The sequence below is a fragment of the Streptomyces sp. NPDC002886 genome, from assembly GCF_042888445.1.
In the GTDB taxonomy this organism is placed as follows: domain Bacteria; phylum Actinomycetota; class Actinomycetes; order Streptomycetales; family Streptomycetaceae; genus Streptomyces.
Genome location: NZ_JBIAPV010000001.1, coordinates 307165 through 333526 on the forward strand (window position 1 = coordinate 307165; position 26362 = coordinate 333526).

Annotated in this window: 19 protein-coding genes; 6 read left to right on the forward strand and 13 right to left on the reverse strand. The window is 74.3% G+C overall.

All coding sequences use genetic code 11. The features are described from left to right. Window positions 1–176 precede the first annotated feature (176 nt). Both ACFYYB_RS01300 and ACFYYB_RS01305 read right to left on the reverse strand, forming a co-directional pair. Window positions 177–2378 (reverse strand): ATP-binding protein, encoded by a 2202-nt coding sequence (locus ACFYYB_RS01300; protein WP_389432499.1) that lies wholly within the window; start codon window positions 2376–2378, stop codon window positions 177–179. A 63-nt stretch (window positions 2379–2441) separates the two neighbouring features. Further along, window positions 2442–3506 carry a hypothetical protein gene (locus ACFYYB_RS01305; protein WP_389432501.1) on the reverse strand — a complete coding sequence of 355 codons (1065 nt, stop codon included), beginning with the start codon at window positions 3504–3506 and terminating at the stop codon, window positions 2442–2444. Between the two features lie 645 nt (window positions 3507–4151). Here ACFYYB_RS01305 and ACFYYB_RS01310 point away from each other — a divergent pair. Beyond that, window positions 4152–4562, forward strand: a complete 411-nt coding sequence (locus tag ACFYYB_RS01310; protein WP_389432503.1) for a hypothetical protein — start codon at window positions 4152–4154, stop codon at window positions 4560–4562. 102 nt (window positions 4563–4664) lie between these two features. On the opposite strand, the gene ACFYYB_RS01315 is transcribed toward ACFYYB_RS01310, so the two are convergent. Further along, window positions 4665–5441 (reverse strand): NAD(P)H-dependent oxidoreductase, encoded by a 777-nt coding sequence (locus tag ACFYYB_RS01315; protein WP_389432504.1) that lies wholly within the window; start codon window positions 5439–5441, stop codon window positions 4665–4667. Between the two features lie 138 nt (window positions 5442–5579). Here ACFYYB_RS01315 and ACFYYB_RS01320 point away from each other — a divergent pair, with 138 nt between their 5' ends. Further along, on the forward strand, window positions 5580–6428 hold the full coding sequence (locus ACFYYB_RS01320; RefSeq protein ID WP_389432506.1) for a helix-turn-helix transcriptional regulator: 849 nt from the start codon (window positions 5580–5582) through the stop codon (window positions 6426–6428). Window positions 6429–6528: 100 nt separating this feature from the next. Here ACFYYB_RS01320 and ACFYYB_RS01325 read toward each other — a convergent pair whose 3' ends face one another. Further along, the gene (locus ACFYYB_RS01325; protein WP_389432507.1) at window positions 6529–7266 is read right to left on the reverse strand and encodes a FadR/GntR family transcriptional regulator; all 738 of its coding nucleotides are present in this window, start codon (window positions 7264–7266) and stop codon (window positions 6529–6531) included. A gap of 170 nt (window positions 7267–7436) precedes the next feature. Here ACFYYB_RS01325 and ACFYYB_RS01330 point away from each other — a divergent pair, with 170 nt between their 5' ends. Together ACFYYB_RS01330 and ACFYYB_RS01335 are read left to right on the forward strand one after the other, a co-directional pair. Beyond that, window positions 7437–7952: a gluconokinase gene (locus ACFYYB_RS01330; protein ID WP_389432508.1), complete on the forward strand. Its 516-nt coding sequence runs from the start codon at window positions 7437–7439 to the stop codon at window positions 7950–7952. A gap of 96 nt (window positions 7953–8048) precedes the next feature. Continuing rightward, window positions 8049–9446 (forward strand): gluconate:H+ symporter, encoded by a 1398-nt coding sequence (locus tag ACFYYB_RS01335; RefSeq protein ID WP_389432509.1) that lies wholly within the window; start codon window positions 8049–8051, stop codon window positions 9444–9446. 50 nt (window positions 9447–9496) lie between these two features. On the opposite strand, the gene ACFYYB_RS01340 is transcribed toward ACFYYB_RS01335, so the two are convergent. The 7 genes from ACFYYB_RS01340 to ACFYYB_RS01370 form a co-directional block, all read right to left on the reverse strand. Continuing rightward, window positions 9497–9781, reverse strand: a complete 285-nt coding sequence (locus ACFYYB_RS01340; RefSeq protein WP_389432510.1) for a hypothetical protein — start codon at window positions 9779–9781, stop codon at window positions 9497–9499. Beyond that, window positions 9778–10959, reverse strand: coding sequence for a hypothetical protein (locus tag ACFYYB_RS01345; protein ID WP_389432511.1), 1182 nt, complete (start codon window positions 10957–10959; stop codon window positions 9778–9780). The genes ACFYYB_RS01340 and ACFYYB_RS01345 overlap by 4 nt, the downstream gene beginning before the upstream one ends. Before the next feature lie 197 nt (window positions 10960–11156). Beyond that, window positions 11157–12407 carry a cytochrome P450 gene (locus tag ACFYYB_RS01350; protein ID WP_389432512.1) on the reverse strand — a complete coding sequence of 417 codons (1251 nt, stop codon included), beginning with the start codon at window positions 12405–12407 and terminating at the stop codon, window positions 11157–11159. Window positions 12408–12794: 387 nt separating this feature from the next. After that, window positions 12795–13463 (reverse strand): hypothetical protein, encoded by a 669-nt coding sequence (locus ACFYYB_RS01355; protein WP_389433438.1) that lies wholly within the window; start codon window positions 13461–13463, stop codon window positions 12795–12797. 88 nt (window positions 13464–13551) lie between these two features. Continuing rightward, entirely contained in the window at window positions 13552–14442 is an 891-nt protein-coding gene (locus ACFYYB_RS01360) for a hypothetical protein (protein WP_389432514.1), read from the reverse strand. 176 nt (window positions 14443–14618) lie between these two features. Further along, complete coding sequence (locus ACFYYB_RS01365; RefSeq protein WP_389432516.1) at window positions 14619–15506, reverse strand: DUF4436 domain-containing protein; 888 nt, start codon at window positions 15504–15506, stop codon at window positions 14619–14621. Then, on the reverse strand, window positions 15503–16666 hold the full coding sequence (locus ACFYYB_RS01370; RefSeq protein ID WP_389432517.1) for an agmatine/peptidylarginine deiminase: 1164 nt from the start codon (window positions 16664–16666) through the stop codon (window positions 15503–15505). The genes ACFYYB_RS01365 and ACFYYB_RS01370 overlap by 4 nt, the downstream gene beginning before the upstream one ends. A 255-nt stretch (window positions 16667–16921) precedes the next feature. Between ACFYYB_RS01370 and ACFYYB_RS01375 the strand changes: the two genes are divergently transcribed. Further along, the gene (locus tag ACFYYB_RS01375) at window positions 16922–18637 is read left to right on the forward strand and encodes a serine/threonine-protein kinase (protein ID WP_389432518.1); all 1716 of its coding nucleotides are present in this window, start codon (window positions 16922–16924) and stop codon (window positions 18635–18637) included. A 295-nt stretch (window positions 18638–18932) separates the two neighbouring features. Here the strand turns inward: ACFYYB_RS01375 and ACFYYB_RS01380 are convergent, their stop codons facing one another. Beyond that, entirely contained in the window at window positions 18933–22517 is a 3585-nt protein-coding gene (locus ACFYYB_RS01380; RefSeq protein ID WP_389432519.1) for a S8 family serine peptidase, read from the reverse strand. 192 nt (window positions 22518–22709) lie between these two features. Here ACFYYB_RS01380 and ACFYYB_RS01385 point away from each other — a divergent pair, with 192 nt between their 5' ends. Continuing rightward, on the forward strand, window positions 22710–24194 hold the full coding sequence (locus tag ACFYYB_RS01385; RefSeq protein WP_389432521.1) for an MFS transporter: 1485 nt from the start codon (window positions 22710–22712) through the stop codon (window positions 24192–24194). 19 nt (window positions 24195–24213) lie between these two features. On the opposite strand, the gene ACFYYB_RS01390 is transcribed toward ACFYYB_RS01385, so the two are convergent. Next, a complete protein-coding gene (locus ACFYYB_RS01390; RefSeq protein ID WP_389432522.1) occupies window positions 24214–26247 on the reverse strand; it encodes a glycosyl hydrolase family 28-related protein in 2034 nt (677 codons plus the stop codon). Between the last annotated feature and the right edge of the window lie 115 nt (window positions 26248–26362).

Consider the following 26362-nt stretch of genomic DNA (forward strand, 5'->3'; position numbering starts at 1 on the left):
CACCGGCACCACGGCTGCCGCACGGGATCCGTGCGGCGCCGGGACCGCCACCGCCTCGTCCCCGACGCGGCAGCGGGGCGGCTTCCCGGCAGCCCCCGACGACGGCGCTCAGACCGCCGCCCCCGGGCCTCGGATCCCTGCGGCAGGCGCCGCGGACGGCCGCCACGACCCCCTTTTCAGTACGGGTGGGGTCGGGTGCGCAGGACGTGGCCGTGCCGCAGGCCTTCGCGGAAGGCCTCCTCGTAGGCCTGGTCGCCGAGTTCTCCGCGCGCGGTTCGCTCGAACTCCTCTCGTACGGAGGCCAGTTCAGGTGTGCCGCGTTGCGGGTGGCCGACCGCCTGCCAGTAGGCGTGGCCCGTGCCGTACGCGCGCGCCGCGCCGGCCCCGTCCCCGGTCGCCGCGCGGGCCGCGGCGAGCAGGTCCAGGCCCAGGGCCGTGCCGAAGCTGTCGCCCAGCTCGCGCTTGCTCTCCAGCATCGCGCGGGCGTGGACGGCGGACTCGGCGGGGCGGTCCTCGAAGAGGCAGATCAGGGCCAGTTGGTAGTCGGCGTAGGCCCGGGTCCAGTGTTCGCCGCGCTCCTCGCAGCCGGCGCGCAGCAGTTCCGCCTCTTCCCGGGCGTCGGCGAACAGGCCGGTTCCGGTGAGCGCGAAGACCCGTACGAGGTGGCAGCGGATCCGGGGACCCGAGTCGAAGGGCGTGCCGGGGTGGGCCTCCAGGGCGTTGTCGGAGACGATCCGCGCGGCCAGCGGGCGCCCGGCCAGTAGGTGGCTCAGGCCCAGCAGGTACGCGGCGTCCAGCGCCGGGCCCCCGTTCCCGTCCGGGCCTCCGTTCCCGTCCGGGCCCTCGTCGAGGCCGGCGGCCAGGGCCTCGCAGCCGACGGCGATCCGGTGGGCCTGCTCCTGCTCGCCCTGGAGCAGCAGGGTCACCCCGAGGGCCCACAGGGCGCGCGCCCGGACCCGCGGGGCCACCTCCTCGGGCCGTGCGGCGGCCAGGGCCCGTTCCAGGTAGCCGCGCGCCGCGTGCAGGTGGCCGCAGCAGGCCCAGTAGAAGCCGGCCCGGGCGGCCAGGTCCAGGGCCCGCTCCGGGGCGCCGGTGGCCAGGTGGTGGTCCAGGGCCGCGCACAGGTCTCCGTGCGCCGCCTCCACGCGCCGGTACCCGGTCCGCTGGGCGGAGCCGAGCCAGTCCCGTTCGGCGGCGCGCACGAGCTCGGTGAAGTACGCGGCGTGCGCGTCCCGCAGCGCCTCGCGCTCCCCGGCCTCGTCGCGCCACATGGCCCCGTACTCCCGGATCGTGTCCAGCATCCGGTACGAGCCGTCCGCGCCCCGGCGTACGACGGACTTGGCGACCAGCGCGTCGAGCAGCGGCGGAACGTCCTCTTCGGTGAGCGGGGCGGCGGAGCAGACCGCGCGCGCGGCGGCCGGGTCGAAGGCTCCCCCGAACACGGACAGCCGCAGCCACAGCAGCCGTTCGCGCGGTGCGCACCACTCGTGGCTCCAGCCGATGGCCGTGCGCAGCGCGCGGTGGCGCGGCGGCCGGCCGGGGACGGGTGCGGCCAGCGGGCCGATCCTGCGGGCGAGCCGCACGGCCAGTTCCTCGATGGAGTGGTCGGTCAACTGCGCGGCGGCCAGTTCCAGCGCGAGGGGGACCCCTTCGAGACGGGCGCACACGGAGCGGGCGGCCGCGAGCCGGGCCTCGGTCCAGGGCGGCGCCTGCGCGGGGGCGGCAGCGGCGGCCCGCCGGGTGAACAGGGCAAGGGCCTCCTCGGGGCCGAACGCGTCCACCGCGTACGGCAACGGGCCTACGTCCAGGACGTGTTCCTCCTCGAGTCCGAGGGGCTGCCTGCTGGTGAGCAGCAGGACGAGGTGCGGAGCCGCGTCGAGCAACTCCCGTACAAGGTCCCGTACGGCCGCCACCAGGTGCTCGCAGCAGTCCAGTACGAGGAGCAGCCGGCGCTCGCCGATCCATTGCCGGACGGCCGCGGCCGGGGTACGGGCGGTGTGGTCGGCGAGGTCCAGGGCGTCGGCCACGGTGGCCACGAGCAGCCGCTCGTCGGGGAGCGGGGAGAGGTCGGCCCAGTGGACCCCGTCGGGGAAGGGGCCCACCGGCCGGGTGGCGCCCGCCTGTTCGGCGGACTGTTCGGCGGCCGGTCCGGCGGGCGGTTCCGCGGGCGGTCCGGCGAGGTCGGCCGCACCTGTGCCCGTGCCCGCCGCGAGGTCGGCCGCGCGGCGGGCCAGGCGGGTCTTGCCGACGCCGCCCGACCCGGTCAGGGTGATCAGCCGATCCTCGCGCAAAGCCCGTTCGATCCGGGCCAGTTCACGGCTCCGCCCCACGAAGGAGGCGGAGTCCCCGGCCTCGTACCCGTCGCCATGTCCCAGCACCCGCCCAGTGTGGCGTACGGGGCGGGTTCCGGGGGGCCTGTCACGATCGGGCGGGGTCCCCGGTCAGACCGCCGGGGGCCGTGGCGGCACCGCTCCGGGCTGCGGATACACGGGCGCCCAGGGTGCGTCGCAGATGACGCCGCGCCCGTTGGTCACGCAGTGGGTGTGGTAAAGCGTGCCCGTCTTGGTGACGGCCTTGACCTTCACGTCGTTGCCGTGGATGGCCAGGGCGACCGTGCAGACGTCGGCGGGGTAACCGGTGACCGGCGCCACGGTGAGGTCGGTCCAGGCGAAGTCGCCCCACTGGCCCGTCATATCGCGGGTGCGGCGGCCGAGGTAGGTCTTGCCCTCCTTCAGGACGAGCGCGAACTCCTCGGAGTTGTTGGGCATCTGGTTGTCCACCGAGGCGCAGGGGCCGATCGGACCGGGCACGCCCTGCGGCCCCACCGGGCCCAGCGGGCCGAGCGGCCCGGTGGCACCGGTCGGGCCCGGGGCCCCCTGCAGTCCGGACGGTCCCGCGAACCCCTGCGGCCCCGCGGTTCCGGGAAGGCCGGGCAGCCCCTGCGTGCCCGCCGGACCGGCCGGACCCGCGGGGCCCTGCTGCCCCTGGGGTCCGGCCGCCCCGACGTCTCCGGTCCGCCCTACGTCCCCCTTGGGCCCCGGGTCCCCCTTGCGCCCGACGGCTCCCCGGTCCCCCTTGGGCCCGGCGAGCCCCTTCTCGCCCTGGAGTCCCGGAGGCCCGGCATCGCCCTTGGGCCCGGCCGGCCCCTTCTCGCCCTGGAGTCCCGGGGGCCCCGCATCACCCTTGGCACCGGCGTTCCCCTTGCCGCCCGGCTCGCCCCTGGGACCCGGCGGGCCCGCGTCGCCCTTGGGTCCCGAGACACCCTTCTCCCCCTTGGCACCCTTCGGCCCCCGGGGGCCCTGGGCCCCGGCCGGAGCGGGGCATCCGTGCCCGCCCTCCGGGGCCGCCTCGGCCCGATCCCGCCCGCATCCGCCGTCGGGCCCGACGGGTACCGACTCCGGCGCCCGGCCGGCCCGTAGCGCCTCCGAAGCGCGCGGCGCGCCCGACACCGCCGCATCCGGGGCCTGCCCTTCCCGGGCCTCGGCGCCGCCGGCCCCGGCGGGCAACCCCGCCTCCGCAACCACGCCCGCCCCACCGGCAGCCCGCCCGCCGGAGGCCGAAGCACCCCCGCCGGAGGCAACCGCCGCGCCCCTCCCGGAACCCGGCACCCCTGCCGAGGTCGCCGCAGCACCCCCCGGACCCGACGCAGCACCCCCGCCGGAAACCGGCGCCGCACCCGAGACGGGCGCGGCGCCCCTCGCGGCCGACACCACACCAGCGCCGGAAGCCGGAACAGCGCCCCCCGGACCCGACTCCGCGCCCGAACTCGGCACCGCACCCGCGCCGGAGGCCGGAGCGGCGCCCTCCGAAAGCGCGGCCACACCCCCGCCGGAGGCCACCGCCGGGACCGTGAATCCGGCCAGTGCCACGGCCATCGGCAGGACGAGGCCGCCGGCCAGCCGGGCCCTTCGTCCGGTTCTTGCTGTGGAAGACATGCGAGTACCCCTTCGCCGAACGGAAATGGTCGTCTGCTCCGGCCGAAGCGAGGGGGAGCATCTCCCGGAAGGGGGTCCGACGAAGATCAAAAACGCTCATGCCGCCGCAGCGTCAACGAGTTGGTCCAACGACACGCGGTACCGGTACGCCGGACGGCGGGAGGGCGGACGCCCACGCCCGCGCTCCCTGTCCGACCGCCTTGGTAGAACTTCCTCATGACCTTCCGATTCACCGCCCGCGTCGCCGAAGCCGAGATCGATCCGGACGGCGAGTTCACCGAGGCCGCTCTCGCCGAGACCGAGGACGGCAGCGGCTTCATCCTGTCGTTCATGTCGGGCGAGGAGGATCCGGAGGACCAGGAGGTCGCCCTGGGGATGGACACTCATTGCCTGGTAACGGCCGGGCAGGGGACGGCCTACGGCTGCGTGCGCGAAGCCGTCCTGGAGGGCAATGTCCTTCGCGTCGTGCTGGACCCCCGGGCGCTGGCGGACCTTCGGCTGGAGGACGGCGAAATCGAGGCCGTCATCGAGGCACCCGCGCACGACGTGGCCCGGTTCCGGGAGGTCCTCGCTCAGGTGCTCGCCTACGGGAGGGCGGACGCCTTGCCCACCCGGGTAGCGGTCTGATCCGAGGAGTGGGGCCACACCGCGCTTGGCATTCGGCACCGGGACGTCGCCACCGGCCGGGCCGCCCCGTTCACCCCGCGGCCGGCGGCCGGAGGCCGGCGGTCACCGTACGTGAAGTCCGAAGCCCGCGCGGCCCTCGGGCTCCAGGCCCTGCTTCAGGTGGAGCGAGGGGATCTCGTAGTCGCCGAAGTTCTGCCGCCGGAAGGGGATGGGCTCCGTCGACTCCAGGGTGAGCAGCCGCTCCTCCCAGGCCTTGGCGGCGACCGCGTAGTCCTCGGCGCCCATCCGGTCGGCGCCGTACAGCACGAACGGCGGCAGCGGCTCGATGCCCGGGTAGTAGAGGATCCCGTGGTGGATCGGGAACAGCAGGTCGTCGATGGGGCCGTTGATCCCGCGAGCGGCGTAGTGCGACTCCGGGCCGCCGGCGGTCACCGCGAGCAGGGCCCTGCGGCCCGCGAGGGTGCCCTCACCGAAGCGCTCCCCGTACTTCGTGTCGCTGTGCTCGCCCACCCCGTACGCGAAACGGTAGGTGAACACCCGGTCCACCCAGCCCTTGAGGATCGCGGGCATCGAGTACCACCACAGCGGGAACTGGAAGATGATCGTGTCGGCCCACAGCAGCTTCTCCTGCTCGGCGAGCACGTCCGGGGTGAGCGCCCCGGCTTCGAAGGCCCGGCCCGAGTCCAGGGCCACCTTCAGCGGGCCGGACGCGTGGGGGCCGTAGTCCTCGGCATCCACGACCGCCTTCCAGTTCATCGCGTACAGATCGCTCACCCGCACCTCGTGTCCGGCGGCCTCCAGCGTGGACACCGCCAGGTCCTTCAGCGAGCCGTTGAGCGATGCGCGCTCGGGGTGGGCGTGGACGATCAGCGTCTTCACGGGAACTCCTCGGGATCGGATGCCTTCGATCCTGGGCCCCGCGGCGCCCGTTGTTCAGGGGCGCGCCTTCCGTCGGACCGGGGTTCCTGGTACTGGCAGGGCCACCCTCACGGGCGCCGCCGCGGCCATACTGGGCCCATGGACGATCTTGCGGGCTTCCTGCGGACCCGGCGCGCACGGGTCGACCCGGCGGCCGCCGGCATCCCCACCGACAGCCGCCGCCGGGTCGCGGGCCTGCGCCGCGAGGAGGTCGCACACCTGTCCGGGGTCAGCGTCGACTACTACGTGCGGCTGGAGCAGGGCCGCGCCACCCAGCCCTCCGAGCAGGTCCTCGACGCGCTCGCCCGCGTTCTCGGGCTCGACGAGACCGAGCGGGAGCACCTCTACCGGCTCGCGCGGCAGCGCCGCCGCCGCGCGAAGGCGCCGGGTGGGAGGATCCGCCCGGAGGTGCTGCGCGTCCTCGACCTCGTCGTCGGCGCGCCCGCGCTGATCATGGACCACCGTCTGAACGCGCTCGCCGGGAACCGCCTCGCCGGGCTCCTCTTCGGCCGGCCGATGCCCGGGCTGAACATCGCTCGGCACCTCTTCCTGGAAGAGGCCGAGCGCGGCCTCTACGCCGACTGGGAGCAGTGCACCCTCGACGTGGTCGGGCACCTGCGCCTGGCTGCCGGCCAGTACCCCGACGACCCCGGGCTGACCGCGCTGATCGGCGAACTGGCCATGGGCAGCGAGCGCTTCCGCCGCCTGTGGGCCCGCGCGGACGTGCGCGCCCGCACCCACGGCCGCAAGGCGTACCGTCATCCGCTGGTCGGAGTGCTGGAACTGCACCAGGAGAACTTCGCGCTGCCCGGCGACTCGGGCATGGAGCTGCTGGTCCTGTCCGCGGCCCCCGGCAGTCCCGCCGAGGACGGGCTGCGCCTGCTCGCGGGCCTGGGCGCGGACGGCGCCGACACCCGCCCCCCGGCGAACGTCCCCGTACGCGACTGACCGTACGGGCGGCTCGCCCGGCCCCGGCCACACCGGCCGATCTGCACCGGCCGATCCGCCCCGGCCGGCCGCCTCCGGCCGCCCGGCCCCTCCCGGCCGTCTACGGCGCGAGTACGTCCAGTTCCTCCAGCGCGCCCACCGCGATCTGCCGCGTCAGCGCCTCCGCGCGGGCCGCGTCGCCCTCCCGTACGGCCTCGGCCACCCGCACGTGCAGGGTGACGGCCGCCGGGTCGGGGTCGTGGAACATCACCGCGTGCCGGGTGCGCCCGGTCAGGACCTCGGCGACGACATCGCCGAGCCGCGCGAACATCTCGTTGCCGGAGGCGTTGAGCACGATCCGGTGGAAGGCGATGTCGTGGTGGAGGTACCCGTCGAGCTGGTGACCGCGTGAGGTGCGGACCATGCCCAGGGCCGCCTCGGTGAGCTCGGCGCACTGCTCCGGGGTGGCCCGCAGCGCCGCGAGTCCGGCCGCGACCGGTTCGATGGCCGAGCGCAGCACGGTGAGGGAGCGCAACTGCCGCGGGCGGTCCGCGCCGGCGAGGCGCCAGCGGATGACGCGCGGGTCGTAGACGTTCCACTCCTCGGTGGGGCGCACGGTGACGCCGACCCGGCGGCGGGACTCGACCAGCTGCATCGACTCCAGGACGCGGACCACTTCGCGGACCACCGTCCGCGAGGCGCCGAAGCGGTCCGCGATCTCGTCGGTGCGCAGCACGCTGCCGGGTGGGTGCTCCCCGGCCGTGATCGCCAGGCCGATGGTGTCCAGCACGTGGGAGTGGAGCCCTTGGCTGCCCCGCTCGGCCGGTCCGCCCGGTGCGCCCGGCACTTCAGTGGTCATGGCGTAAGCGTACGGTGACCACCGGATGGCCAAAAGGTGTGATGTTTTACCGAGAACCTCTTGAATAAGTACTACGTAATGAGCTTCAGTGGTGCCCAGGTCCCCCGGGGCCCTGTCAACGAAGACAAAGAACGCAAAAGACGCAAAGAACAACGAAAACGAGGTGCGCGATGACGCGCGTCATTGTGGTGATGGGCGTGGCCGGGACGGGAAAGACGACCGTGGGCCGGCTGATCGCCGACGCGCTCGCCCTCCCCTATGCGGAGGGCGACGCCTTCCACCCGGCGGCCAACGTCGCCAAGATGTCCGCCGGCACCCCCCTGGACGACGCGGACCGCCGGCCCTGGCTGGACTCGATCGGCGAGTGGATGCGCAACCGGGCCCGCATCGGGGGCGGGGTCGTCTCCGCCTCCTCCCTCAAGCGGGCCTACCGCGACCGGCTCCGGGCCGTCGCGCCGGACACCGTCTTCGTCCACCTCACCGGCGACCGGCCGCTGATCGAGGAGCGGATGGCCGCGCGCAAGGGGCACTTCATGCCCACCACGCTGCTGGATTCGCAGTACGCCACGCTGGAGCCGCTCCAGCCGGACGAACTCGGCGTCCTCGTCGACGTGTCCGGATCCCCGGAGGAGATCACGGCGCGGGCCCTGGCCGCCCTGCGCCGCCTGCCGTCGCCGGTCGCGTAACCGCACGGCCCGAGCCGCACCTCACGATTCACCCACCCCACCCCCGCCCCGCGCCACCCCGTCCTGCCCGCAAGCGAGAACGAAGGAACCGTCACCGTGACCAGTCTCAGCGTCGAGACTCTGGCAGCGGCCGCCACCGAGCCGATCACCTCGGCCGGCACCACCCAGCTGGGGATAGCCGTCCTCGCGGGCATCGCCGTCATCGTCCTGCTCATCACCCGTCTCAAGCTGCACGCCTTCCTGGCGCTGACGCTCGGATCCCTCGCCCTGGGGGTGTTCGCCGGCGCCCCCCTGGCCAAGTCCGTCTCCAGCTTCACCGCCGGGCTCGGCGCCACCGTCGCGGGCGTCGGCGTACTCATCGCGCTCGGCGCCATCCTCGGGAAACTGCTCGCCGACTCGGGCGGCGCGGACGAGATCGTGGACACCATCCTGGCGCGCGCCAAGGGCCGGGCCATGCCCTGGGCGATGGTGCTGATCGCCTCGGTGATCGGCCTCCCGCTCTTCTTCGAGGTCGGCATCGTGCTGCTGATCCCGGTGGTCCTGCTCGTGGCCAAGCGGGGCAACTACTCGCTCATGCGGATCGGCATCCCCGCCCTGGCCGGGCTGTCCGTGATGCACGGGCTGATCCCGCCGCACCCCGGCCCGCTGGTGGCCATCGACGCGCTCCACGCCAATCTGGGTCTCACCCTGGCGCTCGGCGTGCTCGTCGCCATCCCGACCGTCGTCATCGCGGGGCCGGTGTTCTCCCGGTACGCGGCCCGCTGGGTGGACATCCCGGCGCCCGAGCACATGATCCCGCAGCGGCCCTCGGAGGAGCTGGAACACCGCCCGAGCTTCGGGGCGACGGTCTGCACCGTGCTGCTGCCGGTGGTCCTGATGCTGATGAAGGCCCTGGTCGACATCGTGGTCGACGACCCGGCCAACGGCGTCCAGCGGGTCACCGACGTGGCGGGCTCGCCGCTGATCGCGCTGCTCGCGGCGGTGCTCGTGGGCATGTTCACCCTCGGCCGGGCGGCCGGCTTCACCAAGGCGCGGCTGTCCGTGACGGTGGAGAAGTCGCTGGCCCCGATCGCGGGCATCCTGCTGATCGTGGGTGCGGGCGGCGGCTTCAAGGCGACGCTGATCGACGTGGGCGTCGGCCAGATGATCATGGATCTGTCCGAGAACTGGGCGATACCGACCCTGCTGCTGGCCTGGCTCATCGCGGTGGCCATCCGCCTGGCGACCGGCTCGGCCACGGTGGCCACCATCTCCGCGGCCGGCCTGGTGGCCCCGCTCGCGGCGGGCATGCCGGCCACGGAGACCGCCCTGCTGGTCCTCGCCATCGGAGCCGGGTCGCTGTTCTTCAGCCACGTCAACGACGCCGGGTTCTGGCTCGTAAAGGAGTACTTCGGCATGACGGTCGGCCAGACCCTCAAGACCTGGTCGGTGATGGAGACCATCATCTCGGTGGTCGGCCTGGGCTTCGTCCTGCTGCTGTCACTGGTCCTCTGACCTCCGACCCCTGACCGCCCGCTCCCCTACCGACCCCCGCCGGCCTACGGTCAGCCGGTCCGCCGGTGCCTGCCCCGCGTCCCCTCCCGGGACCCGGGGCGGGCCAGTTGGGCCGCCGCCAGGTCGAAGCCGCCCGCCGCCGTGGCGCAGCGGGCCGCCAGAGACTCCACCTCGGCGCGGAAGGCATCGCCCCCCGGGCCCTGCCAGTGCAGGTCTCCGGCGGCCCGGCGCAGCCGCTCGGCGTGCGAACGCAGGGCGGCCGAGTGGGCGCGCAGGCCCTCGGCCGGGGCCGGACGGATCTCGGCCCGGGGCGCGGGCCCGGCGGTGTCCGTCACTGGGAGCTCCCCGGAACGTAGACGTCGGGGTGGCCGGGCAGCCGTACGAGGTGGCTTCCGGTGACCCTGCCCCCGAAGGCGGCGAGAGCCGCCGCCGGACCGGGCTCGGGGCCGGAGCCCACCCAGGTGACCCGGTAGACGGTGGTGAACTCCCGGCTCGCAGCCAGCCGTCCGGCCGTCCGGGCACCCGGACCGTGGCCGAGCAGGGCGAGTTCGGTTCCGGACGGCACGAGGCGTCGTACGGTCGCGGCCACGTCGCGGACGTGCGCCGCCGGCCCTGCGTACGGAGTGTCGAACGGGGCGCCGTACGGTGTGTCGGCCCGGCCGGACTCCGTTGGTGGTCCCGCGAGTTGGAGCACACACCGCTCGACCCCGTCGGGGCCCGTGACCTGCTGGAGCAGGACCGCGCCCGGGGAACCGCCGATCCGGTCGGCGTTGCCCCGGTACCCGGCCGGGGTGCCGGTGGTGTCCAGCTCGGCCAGGAGGCGGCTTCCCGGATCGGAGCAGGCGGGCCCTCCGTCGAAGAACGCCCGCAGGGCGGCGGCGATCCCGAGGAACGGCTCCGCCGCCACGGCCCTGCCGGTGGCGACCTGCCAGCCGGCGTGGTCGTTGAACGGATTGTCGTCGGTCAGCGCGTTCCACGCCAGGATGTCGGCGAAGGAGGGGTTCAGGAGTGCGAAGGCGGGCCCTTCGCCGCGTCGGCGCACGAGCTCGCGGAACGCCCGGACCGCGTCCGCCTGCCGGCCCTCCTCCACCGCGAGGAATACCTCGGCGGCGGCCGGGTCCTCCCACCTCGCCGGGTTACGGGTGCTCTCGGCCCGGATCCGGCCCCTGAGGCCGCACACCGCGAGGCTCACGGCCAGGCTTTCGCGGCCGGTGAACACCCCGGCGAGCCACCCGGCCCGCGCCACGCCCCGGCCCCGGGCGGCCCAGCCGAGTCCGTCCCGGTCGGTGAGGGTGCGCAGCAGGGTGCGCCAGGCGGCGCGGCGGCGGCTGCCGAGGCCCAGCGCGATGACCGGCAGCCGGGAGCCGAGGGCCAGCCCGGAGGCGTAGCGGGCGGCTTCGCCCACGGCGTCGGCCGCCTCGGCCAGTTCCCGGCACAGGGCGCCCAGTTGATCGGCGTCCGGGTCGGAAAGCGCTGAGGTCGCGGAGGTCCCGGGGGTCGCGGCGTCGGACATGGATTCCTCGTCGGGTCGGGTGAACGTCAGGAAGGACGGGGCGGGTCGGTGCGGATCGGTGCAGGTCCGTGCGGGACGGACAGGTCTGCCGCGCAGGTGGATCGGGTGATACGGGTGGTGCGGCTGGGCCGGATGCCGGGGCGCCGCCGGGGTGCGGGCGGGGTGCGGGCGGGGCCGGCGGTGGGGCCGGCGGCGGGTCAACGGCGGGTCAGGCGCAGGCGGATGCCGTGCGCGTCCAGGGCCGCGGGGAGCGGGCCGAGGGGGTCGAGCACGGGCCGGGCGGGCCGGACCCGATGTCCGCGCAGCACCTCCGCGCAGAGCGCCGCGGTGACCAGCAGCCCCAGTTGTTCGCCGGGGCAGCGTCCGCCGGCATGGCTGAACGGGGCCATCCGGACGTCCAGGTCCGCTTCCCGCGAGGCCCACCGGCCCGGTACGAAGACGTGCGCGGCGGGCACGTGTTCGGGGTCGCGCTGGTGGAACAGCACCGGAAGCACCACGCAGGTTCCGGCGGGATGCCGCACGCCCCGCCATTCGGTCTCGGCCCGGGTGATCCGTATCAGGTCGGGCACGGCCGGATAGAGCCGCAGCGATTCCCGGACGCAGGCCCGCAGCCGGGGCAGCGCGCCCTGGGCACTGCCCTGCGCGCATCCGGCGGCCCGGGCCTCGGCGGCGACGGCGTCCTGTTCGGCCGGGTGCGTGCCGAGCAGCAGCAGGGTGCGCAGCAGGATGCCGGGGACGAGGTCGAAGGCGGCCAGCCACTGGCGGACCTGCCCGACCGGGTCCGGCCCGGTCCCGTCCAACGCCGCGAGGGGCTCCGCGTGGCGGCGGGCCCGCCCGATGAGGGTGTGCGGCTCCGCGAGGTCGGCGTACGCGGCGATCCGCGCGCCCGCCCCGTCGTGGAACCGCCCGAGCCGGCGGCCGAGTTCCGAGTCCTCGGCCGCGGCGTCGCCGAGGACGATGCGTCGGGCGGCGCGGGCCACGGAGTGCCGGACGCGGGCGAGTTCGAGGGAACCGCCGGCCGTCAGGCGCCGGGCCTCGTCGGTGAGGACCGAGAGGAAGGCCCCGCACGAGGGGTGCACGGTCAGCCCCGCGGCGAGCACGGAGTCGTCCACCGACCGCCGCCCGCCGCCGAGCCCGGCGTGGGCACAGCCGTCCGCGCCGGTGGCGGGCCGGCCCGTGGAGCCGACGGGTTCGGCGTAGAACTGCCGGATGTCCCGCGGATCGAGGATGAGCAGGACCGTGCCGGTCAGCCCCCGTACGAGCACGGGCGCCCCTCCGTGCCGCTCCCGCAGGGCCCGCAGGGTGGCCGCGGACCAACGGGGCCGGGCCGGCCCTGCGTGCCCGGGCTCCGCTCGGGGGCGGGCGCTCACGAAGCCCCGTACCAGGGCGGGCAGCGTGTGGGCGGCGGCGAACCGGGCGCTCTCGCCGCGCCCCGCCCGCGCCGTCATACGGGGACCTCCGCGGCCGGGGCCGGTGGCGTGCGCGCATCGCGGGCGGTCTCGTGGGCCGTACGCATCCGTGTACCTCCGCGCAGCCTGGACTATACGGTCGGTGATCTCGCGCTCACCGTACGTCGACCACCCCGCGTCCGCGCCCCGAGGACCACGAGGGAGGTACGAAGGCCCGCAGGCGGGCTACGGAGGGGCTCGGAACAGAGCGGCGCGCCGACGCACAGCGCCCCGTGCACGGGGCGGCGGCCGGCTCACCGGCCAGGGACTCCACGCACGGATCGCGGCGTGGCCCGGGCGGGTGACGAGACTGGTCACGGGGCCGGCGATGCCCGGACGTGGCTCCCGGCTGCGTCGGTCCGGCCGGGTCCGGAAAGATTGACGGGCCTACGGTTGTGGCCCCGGGGCCGGTGCGGGAAGGTCGAGCGCGCGGGCGAGCGCGGCGATGACCGGGGCGTGGTGGCCGGGCAGGTGGCGCGGGAGCCAGTCGGTGGCCAGCGCGAGGAAATCGGCCAAGTGGCGTTCGGCGGCGTCGAGCAGGGTGCGGAGCTCGGTGACGGACAGCTCGATCACGGGGCTGTCGTCCTCGTCGGCGTTGACGGTGAGCCGGACGGTGCTGCCGACGCACTCGGCCAAGGGCGACACGGGCTCGTGGCCGAATCCGAGCAGCCCCCCGCCGTCGGCGAATCGGTACCAGTCGCGCCAGTCCTCCAGCCCGTCGCAGCACCCCGGCCGGAAGGTGACGCCCGTGGACGTGTCCGTGACCTGCAGACCGCCGGCGACCAAGAGATCCTCAAGGGTCACCAACCCGTGGAAGAACGAGGCGAGCGGGTCGGCCGGCCGAGGCGGTCCGTCGCCGTCGGAGTTCCCGTCGGAGTTCCCGTCGGAGTTCCCGTCGGAGTCGCCGGCGTTCCAACCGGCGATGCTCGCGACCGCCGCCCCGACCTCAGCCGGTGAGAGGTCGCCACCGAGGGGCAGGAGGGCGAACCGCTCGAGCTCGGCCACACGCCAGAGGTCGAAGCCGTCGGGGACGAGTACTTCCAGTACGGGCCGCATCACGATCACCCGGCGCAGTGTTCCGCATCCCGCCCACGCACCGCCTCCCGATTACGGCGCCCCGGCACCACGGGATGGGTCATGGGGCTCAGGCGAAGACCGCGTCGCGGAAGGCCGTGCGGAGCGGGGCCGACGGGGTGGCCGGGAGGAGGGCTGCCCAGCGTCGTGCGCGCGGGGAGATCCACAGGGTCCGGCCCGCGCCGTGGGACCAGGAGCCGTGGGCGGAGGGGTGCCAGAGGAGGCCGCGGGCGGGGAGGAGTTCGCCGGTGCGGATGCGGAGCGACTGCGCCGTCCAGGCCCGGCTGACGGGGCCGCCGGCGGGGGCCAGGAGGTGGCTCAGGAAGCGCCCGAGGTCGGCGGCGGGCGCGTACAGGGTCCCGTCGGCGGCGAAGCCCGTACGGGTCATGCCGAGCGGGCGCCAGATCCGGTCGGCGGCGAACCCCGCGAGGGGGCTCCCGCACAGCCGCTCGGCGAGCCCGACGAGCGCGGACGACACCCCGGAGCCGTGGGTGAGCAGATGGTGGGCGGTGATCCCGGCGGGCAGGCCGTCGCCCGCCCCGTAGGCGGTGAGCGGGGTGTGCAGGGCCAGTTCCCCCGCGTCCACGAGCATCCCGATGACGGGCCAGACGGCCAGCACGCCGACCAGCCCGCCGAGGTCGGGGGCCGGGACCCGCTCGCCGACCCGGAGGCCGCCTCCGGCAGGCTCGCCGGCCGGGACGTCGGCTCCGGTGCGCTCGCCGGCCCCGGAGTCGAATTCGGCGCCGACTTCGGCCCCGGCTCCATCCCCGGCTCCGACGCGGAAGCCGGTCGCGGCCTCCACCACCGCCTCCGGACCGTCCACGCCTCCGACGGCCCAGCCGGCCCCGGGGGCCGCGTCCCGTAGGACTGCCGCGATCCGGTCGACGCCCCTGTCAGTGGCGTGCCGCGTGACCGGTTCCGTCTGCTCGGCCTGTCCGGCCCGGTCGCTCTGGAGCGTCATGGTCAGCCACGGTACGGCGCCCGCCGCACCCGGCCCCGCGCGTCGCGCGGTGCGGCCGCGGCGGGCCACCCGAATGCCCGCCCGACCCGACCAGCCCGCCCGGCCCGCCCGGCAGCGGCGGCCGGGATGCGGGCATGCGGGGCCGGGCCCCGAGGGGCCCGGCCCCGTACACCGGTTCAGGACGCGGCCGGCGTCTCCTCCGCGTCCGCCGGAGGCTCCGCGCGGATGCCCGTGACGACCACCGTGATCAGGCAGAACGCGATGAGGATCTCCGCCCAGAGGAAGGCGAGGTAGTCGAGCAGACAGCCGATCGGCGGGGTGCCCGGAGCGGTGTTGCGGAAGGCCGCCAGGGCGAACAGGGTGGCGGCCATCCAGCCGAGGGCGGGCCAGGTGAGCCCCTTGCGGCGGGTGACGAGGTAGTACCCGCCGATCAGGACGGACACGGCGAGCGCCCACATCGCGATCATCATGAACACCGCGAACACGAGCACGCTGTTGGATCGGGCCAGCCCGATGTCGAGGACGGCGGCGCCGTCGCCCGCCGTCGAGGCCTCCACCGTGGACGAGAAGAGCACGTCGTTGTTGGAGAACAGGACCCGCACCGGAACCTTCTCGTGGCCCATGACGGCCGCGAACTCCACGTCCGCCCCGTAGGCGTCGAACGGGTAGTCCGTGATGGAGCCGCCCGTCATGGCCACCGGCACGTCCAGGGTGGAGATGCGCTGGTGGGCCTTGAAGGTCAGGTCGCCGCGGGTGGCCGTCGAGGTCTGGAGGGTGAGGTCCTCGGCGGGTGCGATCCCGCCGGCTTCGGCCAGCGCCCCCCGGGGCGTGACCAGGACCCGAAGCAGCAGCTCGCGCCCGGCCGCGTCGACCCGCTGGATCGTCGCCTCGACGTCCACCCGGTCCGGATCGGCGCGCCCCGCGGTGTGGACGGTGTCCTGGGCCTGGCGCTCGCCGAACTGCAGCCAGGACCCCACGCCCACCGCCGCCACGATGACGAGCAGGAGCAGACCGGGCAGCAGCGGGAAGCGCCGCCCGGACGACCTTCGTCGCACAGCGCTCACGCGGCGGGCTTGCCGGGCTGGTCGTGGGTCGAGCAGTGGATGCCGCCGCCGCCCGAGGCGATCGTGTCGATCGCGACGGGGACGATGTCCCGCTTGGGGAAGTGCTCCTGCAGGATGCCGCGGGCCCGGTCGTCGGCCTGGCGGTCCCCGAACTTCGGCATGAAGACGGAATCGTTGGCGATGTAGAAGTTGGCGTAGGTCGACACGAAGTCGTCGCCCTCGCCCGTGATCTTGTCCAGGTCGGGCTGCGGCAGGTCGATGATCTCGAACTTCCGGCCGCGGGCGTCCGTGGCCTTCGACAGGACGGCCTTCGCCTGGTCCGCGGAGCGCGACCAGGAGTCCTTCGGGGTGTTGGGGTGGGCGCGGTCCAGCAGGACGACACCGGGCGCGGCGAACCGTACGAGGCTGTCCACGTGGGCGTCGGTGATGTCCTGGCCGCGTACGCCGGCCAGCCAGATCACCGTCTCCACGCCCAGGGTCCGCTTGAGCTCGGCCTCGATCTGGTCCCGGCTCTTGCCGCGGTTGCGGTTGTCGTTGACGATCGAGCTCTCGGTGAGCAGCAGGGTGCCCTCGCCGTCGGTTTCGAAGGAGCCACCCTCGGCCACCAGCGGAGCCTGGACCCGGGGGATCCCGTACTTCTGAAGCAGGAGGCGCCCGACCTGGGCGTCGTTCTTGTGCTCCTGCTTGTTGCCCCAGCCGTTGAAGTTGAAGTCGACGCCGACGAGCTTGTCCCCCTCCTCGACGAAGACGGGGACGATGTCGCGGGCCCACAGGTCGTCCACGGCCAGCGGGATCACCTCGACCTCGGAGCCGCAGGCCTTCTGCGCCGCGGCCACCTGCTCGGGCCGGGCCATCATGACGACCTCCTCGTACCCCGCGACGGCGCGGGCGATCCGCGCGATGTCCTCGCGTACGTAGCGCAGGTCTTCCATCCAGACCGCGTCCAGGGCCGGCCAGGCCATGAAGGTGCGGGTGTGGCTGTCCCACTCGGCGCCGAACCGGCGCTCGGGACCGGCCTGCGACGGCTGGGCGGAGCCTTCGGGGGCCTGCGAGCGCGGGGCGCTCTGCGAGGGACTGCAGGCGGCGGCCCCGAAGGCGAGGGCTCCGAGCCCGGCGAAGGTACGGAGGGCGGTCCGGCGCGTGGGGGGCAGGTGAGACACGGGAGGACTCCGATCAAGGGCCGGCAGGACGGCTGTGTCCGGCCGGGGCGGGCTCGGGAGGCACGGCACGGGCCGACCGTCCCGGGCCCCTGAGACAAGGGTGCGCCCTCCGTCCGCAAAGGGCCGCGACGCGGGACGGGTGGTGCGGGCACGTGTCGCCCACTCTGGCACTGACTGAAAATTCAGTCAATTCATGGCACGATGCGCGCAGGCCCCCTGCCGCATCGCGCCCCGCCTCGTTGAAAGAGCCACCGCATGTCCGAACAGCACTCCGGCGCACAGCCGGCCCGTACGGCACTGTCCGCAGACGATCCCCGGGAGATCGGCGGCTACCGCCTGAACGCCCGGCTCGGCTCCGGCGGCATGGGCGTGGTCTACCTGGCCCATACGCCCGGCGGCCGCCCCATCGCGCTGAAGGCCGTCCGCAGGGAACTCGCGTCCGATCCCGAGTTCCGCCGGCGGTTCGCCCAGGAGGTGGCCAGCGCCCGCCGGATCCACGGGTTGTTCACGGCCCAGGTGATCGACTCCGGGGTGGAGGACCCCACGCCGTGGCTCGCCACCGCGTACGTGTCCGGGCCCTCCCTGCACGAGGTCGTACGTCGGCACGGGCCGCTGCCGGCGCGCACCGTCCTGCTCCTCCTCGCGGGCATCGCCGAGGCGCTCCAGGCCATCCACGGAGCGGGCGTCGTCCACCGCGACCTGAAGCCGGCCAACGTGCTGCTCGCGGAGGACGGCCCCCGGGTGATCGACTTCGGCATCGCCCGCGCGGCCGACGCCGCCGCGCTCACCGGTACGGGGCTGCGGATCGGCACGGCGGCCTTCATGGCGCCGGAGCAGGCGCTGGGCCATCCTGCGACGCCAGCGACCGACGTCTTCGCGCTCGGGACGCTGGCCGCGTACGTCGCCTGCGGGATCGCCCCCTTCGGCAACGGGCCGGAGTCCAGCGCCCTCTACCGGGTCGTCCACGAGCATCCCGACCTCACCCGGGTGCCGCACGAGCTGTACGGCCTCGTCTCGTGGTGCCTCGCGAAGCAGCCCGGGGACCGTCCGCAGCCCGCCGAGGTGATCGCCTCCGTACGGGCGCACCCGCTGGTGTGCGGGCATCCGGAGTTCACCGACGGCTGGCTGCCCCGGCCGGTCCGGGAGGAGATCGGAGGCGGAGCCGCGGGCACCGGCACGGGCGGTGGCGGGAGCGGCGGCCTGGGCGGGAGCGGGGGCGATACCGCTTGGCCGGCGCCTCCGCCGTTCCAGGCCACCAGGACGGCCACCGCGCTCCCGGACGCCGCGGGGGTGACCCCGCACTCCCCCGGGACGGCCTTCCCCGGACCGCGCACGGGTTCCGAAGCCCGGCCCGACGGACAGGCGGCGCCGGCGCCCGTACCGGTACCGGCCAGGCCGGCCCGGAGGCGGCGGCTTCCGCTTCTGCCGACCCTCCTCGTGGCCGGCACCCTGCTCGCCGCCGCCGGAGCCTTCTATTACCTGGACGACCCGGCGGGCGAGGCCCGCAACACCGGCGGCCCCAGCCCCGTAACCGGCCCCACGACATCCGCGTCCGCGTCGGCCACGCCCCCGTCCGGTTCCGCCGCGCCCGACCCGGCCGCCGCGTACCTCCCCGGCTACACGAAGGCCAGGCTCACGGCCCCCGACTCCGGATACGAGTTCGATCTGAAGGCCGGGAAGGTGGCGCCCGCCGAGACGGCCGCCTGGTACCTGGCGCGCGACGGACAGTCCCTGGTGCCCTCCGAGGACTCGGACTCCTTCGTGTCCGACACCGGCGAGCTGACGGTGGCCGCCTGCCTCCAGGGCATCGAGACCCGCCCGGCGGCCGACCTGCCCCTCGCCGCCCTCGCGAAGGCCCGCCCGTTCTGCGTGCGCAGCCCGGACCGCAGCGAGGTCGCGATCGTGAGACTGGTCGAGGCCCCGGCCGACGATTCCGCCACGGTCCTGGTGGACCAGTACCGCCGGAGCTGACCGAGGTCGCCGCGCTCCTTGACGGCGGCGGCTACGCCGAGGTCGTGCTCGCGCAGGCCGTGAGGGTCTTCCCGTGGCCCGATGGGCTGGACCTGCGGACCGATGCTGGCCCCAGTGGCTCGGCATCACCGCGGTCGCCAGCGCCTCCGTCGTCGCCACGTATCCGGGAACCGGAACGCGCCGAACCTCCCCGGCCGTGCGCCGACGGGGAGGGGCCGGCGACGTCCTGGTCTCCTGAAAGCACCGGGCGGGGCGCCCGAAGGCGCCCCGCCCGCTGCGCTGCCGCCGCCCCGGGTCAGCTCTTGTCGGGGCGGTCCGTTACCCGCAGGGAGTTCAGCAGGGGTTTGCCGAATCCGGTGTGGGTGACGAAGCGGACGTTCAGGGTGCCGTCCGTGACCGTGACCGTGTAAGTGCGGGTCAGGGCCGTGTACGGGCCCGCCTCCAGGGCGATGTCCAGGGAGGGCAGTACCTGGGTGTTCTCCGCCAGGACGTCGAAGACGCGCTTGTTCGGCTTGGTGGAGGAGAGCTCCGCGAAGCCCAGTTCCACGGTGTAGGTGCCGTTGGGGACGTTGTCGAAGCGGTATTCGTACATGCCCTCACGGGCGTTGCGGAAGAGCTTCTGGTCCTCCGTGCCCGCGATCGTGCGGCTGGTGGACTGGGAGGAGCCGTTGCCCTGGTAGCCGTACGAGCCCGTCGTGTACTTGCGGTCCGGGGACCAGCCGTCGCCCAGCGAGTCCGTGCTCGCTCCGGTGGAGCCGGCGTCCAGGGCGACCTGGTAGCGCGGGACGACGAGCTTGACGGGGACGGTGAGCACCGGGGTCCGGCCGCTGGCCGAGGTGATCTTCAGGTCGGCCGTCAGGACGGTGCCCGGGGTCAGGCCCGTGGTGTCCACGGACAGGGCGAGCGGGGCCTTCCCGCCCGTCGGGAGGTTCCCGGCGCCCGGGGTCACCGTCAGCCAGGCCGCGTCCTCGGCCGCCGTGAAGGCGGTACCGAGACCGGGGTTGGCGAGGTCGAGGGTCCGCGTCCGCTTCTGGCCGGGCGGCAGGACGATCTCCACCGCCGGCTTCGACGCGGTCACCTTGCCGGTGCGCAGGGACCGGGTCACCTCGGTGACGTCGGCCGCCTTGACGTCCACGGTGGCCGCCGCCGGCTCGTACTGGGCGGCGGTGACCGCGAGTTCCCGCGCTCCCGAGGGGCTCTGGACCACGTACCCGCCGTCGGCCGCCGTGGTGGCGGAGACCGCGGTGGCGCCCGTGCCGACGGTGACGGTGGCTCCGGCGAGGCCGTTGCCGTCGTTCGCGTCGAGCACCCGGCCGGCCACGACCCCGCTCTTGGTGGTGCGGAAGGAGACGGACAGGCCGTCCGTGATCACGGGCGTGTTGAAGGAGTACTTGTAGGCGTCGGTGCCGGTCGCGTTCTCCACGCCGACCGTGGCGGTGGAGCCGCCCTTGATGCCCGGGCCGCCGGTCCCCTTGTAGGTGTACCGGACGGTGCCGTCCTCGCCGATCGCCGCCGAGAAGGAGAACTTGTCGGACTGCGCCGACCAGTGCGACACCTCGCGCCACTCGATGACGTAGCTGCGGTGCGGCGCGGTGCCGGTGACCGCGGTGAAGACTCCGGACCCGCTGCCGTCGGCTCCGACGACCAGGTCGTCCCAGAACGGGTACAGCGCCGCGTTGGGCGTGGCCGTGCTCGGGATGTCCCCGTTGACGTCACCGGTGTTGTTGCCGCCGAGGCTGACCGTGCCGTTCGTGCCGATCCAGGCCTGCCCGTACGTCTTGCCGTAGAGCGGCAGCGGGAAGGGCAGGTCGACGCGCTCGGTGGTGTTGTCGCCGGTCAGCGCGAGCCGCCGGTCGCCCGGCTGGTACGGGCCGCCGTTCGAGGCGGCGCAGGCGTAGCCGTAGCCGTCGGTGCGTTCGGGCAGGTTCACCGCGACGGTGGTGTCCCCGGCGACGGTGACCGCGGCCGATCCGGCGGTGAGGCAGCGCGAGGAGTGGGTGGCGTTCACGGTGTAGGCGCCGTTCGGCAGGGTGACCTCGAAGCGGCCCTGGGCGTCGGTGGTCGCGGTCACCGGGGTGTCCGCGACGCTCACGACGGCGCCGGAGACCGGGCCCGCGGCCGCCGAGACGGTGCCGGTGAGCTTCCCGGAGTCCGCCTGGACGAGGTCGATGTCACCGGTGGCGGTGGCGTCCTCGGTCACCTCCACGGTCGCGCCCTGCTGCCCGTAGCCGAACTTCGACGCGGTGAGCGCGTACGAGCCCACGGACAGGGTGGGGAAGCGGTACGTGCCGTCGGCCGCGGTGGTCGTCGTGCGGTCGATGGGGCCGTCGGCGGCGACCTTCACCCCGGCGACGGGCTGCCCGCCGGAGCGGACGGTGCCGGCGAGCGCGCCGAGGGCTCCGCGCGGGGCCGCGTTGACTGCGGCGAGCACGTCGAGCTTGCCCTCGCCGAAGACGTTGTTGTCGGCGGCGCTCCCGCCGCACTGGCTGCTGTCGGTGTCCTGCGCGGTCCCGTCGAGCAGGGCTTCGGTCTGCGCGATGTCGCCTTCGAGGGCGGGTGCGGCGGACCAGAGCAGGGCCACGGCCGCGGCGGTGTGCGGGGAGGCCATGGAGGTGCCGGAGAAGGACGCGTAGCCGCCGCCGGGGACGGAGGAGCGCACGTTCACTCCGGGGGCCGCGATGTTCGGCTTGAGGATCCCGCCGGGGCCGGCTCCGCGCGAGGAGAAGGAGGCGATGGCGCCGTTGATGTCGAAGGCGCCGGAGCTGTAGGAGCTCGCGTAGTCACCGGGTGATCCGCTGGTGGCGCAGCCGGGTCCGGAGTTGCCGTTGGAGAAGGCGGGGAAGATGCCGGCGGCCCGCCAGGTGTCGACGATCTGCTGGTACCAGGTGTCCGCGCCGGGGCCGCCCCAGGAGTTGTTGACGACGTGGGGGGCCAGGTCGGGACGCGGGTTCTGGCCGTTCAGGTCGGTCGGGGCGACGATCCACTGGCCCGCGGCGAGCAGCGAGGCCTCGGAGCAGGAGGTGGTCTCGCAGCCCTTGGCGGCGATCCACTTCGCTCCCGGGGCGACGCCGGTCCGGTTGGCGCCGCCGTCGTCGCCGACCATCGTGCCCATGGTGTGGGTGCCGTGGTCGTTGTTGTCGCAGGGGGCCGCGGTGGGGCACACCCCGGCCGGGTCGAACCAGTTGTAGTTGTGGTCGTAGGACCCGTCCGCGCCCTTGCCGCGGTACTTGCCGGCCACGGCGGGGTGGGTGAAGTCCACGCCGCTGTCGATGTTGGCGACGACGATGCCCTCGCCGCGCACGCCGAGCTGGTCCCAGACCTGCGGTGCCTTGATCCGGTCGACGTTCCACTCGACGGCGTCGGCCGCGGTCTTCTCCCGGCTGCCCTCGGCGGGCTTCGCCAGGGCGATCCGGTCGTCGGCGTCGATCCGGGCGACCTCGGGGCGCTGGGCGAGGGCGGTCGCGAGCTTCTCGGTGCCGACGACGCGGACCGCGTTGACGATCCAGTACGAGGTGTACTCGGCCCGCGTGCCCTCGATGGCCTTGATCACCTCGGCCTGGCTCCGCGCGGCCTGCTCCTTCTTGAGCCGCAGCACCGTCCCGGCCTTCGCGGCGCGGGTCGGCTGCGCCGCCGCGGCGGTGAGGTCGGCCGCGCTGTCGAGGTAGACCCAGAACACCGCCTTGGCGGAACCGTCGAGCTGGGCCCGCAGCTCCGGCTCGATCTTGCGCTCGGCCGCGCCCGGGGACGGGGCCGGATCGGGGGCGGCGGCGGCCACGCCCGCGGCGAGGGGCAGGAGCAGGGCCGCGGTGAGGGCGGCGAGCCCCGCACGCAGGGGTCGTAATCGTGCTCGGGAGGACCGTCGGATGTCGCTTGGGGCCACGTGTGTCTCCTCGTACGCCGTGTGCAGAACGTGCGGAAAGGGTGTGCGTGACGTGCGCGGGCCATGGTGCGGGAGATGTCATGACCCGTACAAGGGGGCCAAATGAGCCGCACCCCGCCACATCCCGCCGTATCCCGCCGCGCCACGCCGCACCGGGTGGCCGATCCGGGCCGTGCGGGCCAGCCTGGGGGAATGACCGCCCCAGCCCCCGCCGCCGCCCCCGGGGTGCGCCTCGGCACCGCGCAGGGCCGGTGGATCGTGCTGACCACCGTGCTCGGGTCCGCCATGGCCCTGCTCGACTCCACCGTGGTCAACGTGGCCCTCCCCGCCATCGGCCGGGACCTCGGCGCCGATCTGGCGGTGCTCCAGTGGACGGTCAACGCCTACCTGCTGACCCTCGCGGGCCTGATCCTGGTCGGCGGGGCGCTCGGGGACCGGTTCGGGCGGCGCCGGATCTTCGTGCTCGGGGTGGTGTGGTTCGCGGCCGGCTCCCTGCTGTGCGGGATCGCGCCGAACGCCGGGGTGCTCATCGCGGCCCGCGCCCTGCAGGGCGTCGGCGGGGCGCTGCTGACGCCCGGTTCCCTCGCACTGATCCAGGGGTCCATCCATCCGGACGACCGGGCCCGGGCGGTGGGCCTGTGGTCGGGTTTCGGCGGGGTGGGCGCGGCCGTGGGGCCGTTCCTCGGCGGCTGCCTCGTGGACGGGCCCGGCTGGCGCTGGGTTTTCCTGCTGAACGTGCCGGTGGCCGCGCTCTGCGTCCCGGTCGCGCTGCGGCACGTACCGGAATCACGGGATCCGACGGCGCACGGGCGGTTCGACGTGGCCGGGGCGGTCCTCGGCGCGGCCTCGCTCGCCCTGCTGACCTATGCGCTCATCGAGGCCCGGTCGGGCACCGCGCTCGTGGCGGGCGCCGCCGTGGGCGGTGTGCTGCTGGCCGGCCTGTTCGTGGTGGTCGAGCGGCGGCGGACCGATCCGATGGTGCCGCCGGACATCTTCTCCTCGCGCCAGTTCACCGCCGTCAACCTGGTCACCCTGTGCGTGTACGCGGCCTTCGGCGGGTTCTTCTTCCTCGTGGTGCTCCAGCTCCAGGTGGTGTCCGGGTACTCCGCCCTGGGCGCCGGGGCCGCCCTGCTGCCCACCACGGCCCTGATGCTGCTGCTGTCGGCCCGCTCCGCGCAGCTCGGGGAGCGGATCGGCCCGCGGATCCCGCTGACCGCGGGACCGCTGCTCTGCGCGGCGGGGATGCTGCTGATGCTGAGGGTGGGCCGCGAGGCCTCGTACGTACGGGACGTGCTGCCGGCGCTGCTCGTGATGGGCCTGGGCATGGCGGCCCTGGTGGCCCCGCTGACGGCCACCGTCCTGTCCTCGGTGGACCCCGGCCGGGCGGGTCTGGCCAGCGGCGTCAACAACGCGGCCGCGCGCGCCGCCGGGCTCCTCGCGGTGGCCGCGCTGCCGCTGCTGGCCGGGATGGGGCCCGACGCGTACCTGTCGGCCGGCGCCTTCGACGCGGCCTTCGGGCGGGCGATGTTCTGGTGCGCGGGGGTTCTGGTGGCCGGGGCGTGCCTGGCCTGGGCGACCGTACGCTCCCCCGCGCCCGGGGCCTGTCACCCGCAGTGCCGTACGAACTGCGCGGTGACCGCTCCGCCGCTCGAACCCCCGGGAGCGGCGGAGCGGTGATCACCGGGCCTCCAGGCCTCTACCAGGGGCTCGGCGCCGGCGGGGCGACGACCGGCGGGCGGTCGTCGCAGGTGATGGTGTTGGGGAGTTCCCAGCCGGCCAGCCAGGGTCCCGTCGTTCCGCCGCCGTCGTTGCCGCCGCGGTCGACGAGGGTGAACTCCGAGCCGGTGGCGGGGAAGTTGAAGGAGCCGCAGTTGTTGACGCCGACGGCCCCCACGTTGCGGGCGTCGACGTTCTCGAAGCTCGCCGAGCCGGCCACCCGGGCGCTGACCACGGAGGTGCCGGTGCCGTCGACCCGGACGTCCTTGAAGTGGACGTTCTCGATGCGGACCTTGTCCTTCACCGGCCAGTCGCTGACCAGCATGACCGCGTTGTAGGTGCTGTCGAGGAAGGAGTTGCCGGTGACCTGGATGTCGGCCTGGTCGATGCTGCGGTCCAGGGCGTAGAACCAGATCGCGCCGAGCCCGATGTTCCAGTTCAGTTCGTACGTCCCCGCGCGCACGGTGGTGTTGCCGTCGATCCGCAGGCCGCCGGTGAAGGGTTCGGCTCCGAAGCGGGAGCCGACGTGCAGGGCGCTGCCCTCGCGGACCGGGTCGGCCACGAGGTTGGCGCTGACGGTGGTGTCGGCGCCGCCGTAGATCGCGATGCCGTTGGCCAGCGTGGGGCTCTGCACCGTGTTGTGGTCGAAGGTGTTGCGGGCGTTCGTGGTCTTCTCCGCCCACATGGCGAGGCCGTCGTCGCCCGTGTTGCGGACGAAGTTGTCCTGGACGAGGGAGTCGGTGACCCCGGTGTGGAAGTTCAGGCCGTCGGCGATCTGGTCGGTGATGACGTTGCGGGTGACCTTCACGTTGCTCATCGGGCCGTCGAACCAGAGGCCGACCTTGGTGTGGTGGATGTAGAGGGAGTCGACGGTGGAGTCGCTCATCGCGCCGCCGACCCCGTTGACCTGGTCGGTGTCCACGCGTTCGCGGACGTCGCCCTCGATGGCGAACCGGGAGAGGTGGACGCCGCGGCTGCCGCCGTCCGCGGCCTCCTTGCCGTAGAAGCCGACGCCCTTGCCCTTGACGGTGGTGTACCAGCTGCCGGCGCCGGTGACGGTGACCCCGTCCACGATGATGTGGCGGTTCACCTGGTAGGTGCCCGGCGGCAGGTAGACGGGCAGCCGGTGGCGCTTGGCGAAGGCGATGGCCCGGTCGATGGCGTCGGCGGAGTCGCGCCGGCCCGTCGGGTCGGCGCCGAAGAGGAGGGCGTTCGCGGCGGCCGCCTCCACGTGCGGGGCGCCGACGCGCTGCGAGTCGAGGAGGTCGATCACCGTCCAGGCCGCGGGGCTGCCCGCCGGGACGGTGAGCCGGACCTTGTCGCCCGCCCGGTAGGTGCGGCCCAGGAGCAGGCGCTGCTCGTCGTACATGTGGGTGGGGCGGAACGGCTTGGCGATGACCGGGGCCGGGGTGGTGGCCGCCGGGACGCAGCCGCACTCGGTGATCCACCAGTCGGGGTGCAGGAGGCCGGCCTGCGGGTCGTTGCTGAAGGGGTACTGGTTGTAGAGCCAGGAGTACTGCGAGGTCAGCGTCATGGAGCGGCGGTTCTTGCCGTTGACGGTGACGTCGAGGGGGGCGGTGATGCCGCCGCCGGCCGGGGCGTCGGGCAGGCTGTAGCGGACGGTGATCGCGTCGGCCGCCGCGGGCAGGGTGAACTCCACGTACTGGCTCGGAGCCAGCTTCACGGCCTTGCGGCCGGAGGCCTCGGCGGGCAGGGAGTACGCGGTGCGGTCGGGACCGATGAGCGTGCCGGAGGTGGCGGCGTTCTCCGCCTCCTGCTCGGCGAAGTCCACCCGGGCGCCGCGGCCCTCGGCCAGTGCGGGGTCGAGGGCGGCGCGGGTGACGGCCGTGGGCGGCGCGGGGTCCGCGGCCGCGGGCCGGGCCTCGGCCGCGCCCGCGCCGAGGGCGCCGAGGCCTAGGGCGGACGCGGTGAGCGCCGCGAGGACGGCGCCGGCCCGCGCGGGGACGGCTCTTCTGCTTGCTACGGCGGGGCGTGCGGCTCTTCTTGGGGACATGGCCGGGACAGTAGGACCCCACACACAAACACAGCAAGAGTCGTGCAGGATTCTTCTCCATCTTGTCGAGTTTTTCCATTGATCCGTGTCGTGACAGACGCCTACGGACGCGTGG

Bases quoted from the DNA above. Each gene is read 5' to 3' on its own strand.
- ACFYYB_RS01310 (WP_389432503.1), top strand. From the start codon at position 4,152: ATGACCTTCCGATTCACCGCCCGCGTCGCCGAAGCCGAGATCGATCCG.
- ACFYYB_RS01320 (WP_389432506.1), top strand. From the start codon at position 5,580: ATGGACGATCTTGCGGGCTTCCTGCGGACCCGGCGCGCACGGGTCGAC.
- ACFYYB_RS01325 (WP_389432507.1), bottom strand. From the start codon at position 7,266: ATGACCACTGAAGTGCCGGGCGCACCGGGCGGACCGGCCGAGCGGGGC.
- ACFYYB_RS01330 (WP_389432508.1), top strand. From the start codon at position 7,437: ATGACGCGCGTCATTGTGGTGATGGGCGTGGCCGGGACGGGAAAGACG.
- ACFYYB_RS01345 (WP_389432511.1), bottom strand. From the start codon at position 10,959: ATGTCCGACGCCGCGACCCCCGGGACCTCCGCGACCTCAGCGCTTTCC.
- ACFYYB_RS01350 (WP_389432512.1), bottom strand. From the start codon at position 12,407: ATGACGGCGCGGGCGGGGCGCGGCGAGAGCGCCCGGTTCGCCGCCGCC.
- ACFYYB_RS01355 (WP_389433438.1), bottom strand. From the start codon at position 13,463: ATGCGGCCCGTACTGGAAGTACTCGTCCCCGACGGCTTCGACCTCTGG.
- ACFYYB_RS01360 (WP_389432514.1), bottom strand. From the start codon at position 14,442: ATGACGCTCCAGAGCGACCGGGCCGGACAGGCCGAGCAGACGGAACCG.
- ACFYYB_RS01375 (WP_389432518.1), top strand. From the start codon at position 16,922: ATGTCCGAACAGCACTCCGGCGCACAGCCGGCCCGTACGGCACTGTCC.
- ACFYYB_RS01385 (WP_389432521.1), top strand. From the start codon at position 22,710: ATGACCGCCCCAGCCCCCGCCGCCGCCCCCGGGGTGCGCCTCGGCACC.
- ACFYYB_RS01390 (WP_389432522.1), bottom strand. From the start codon at position 26,247: ATGTCCCCAAGAAGAGCCGCACGCCCCGCCGTAGCAAGCAGAAGAGCC.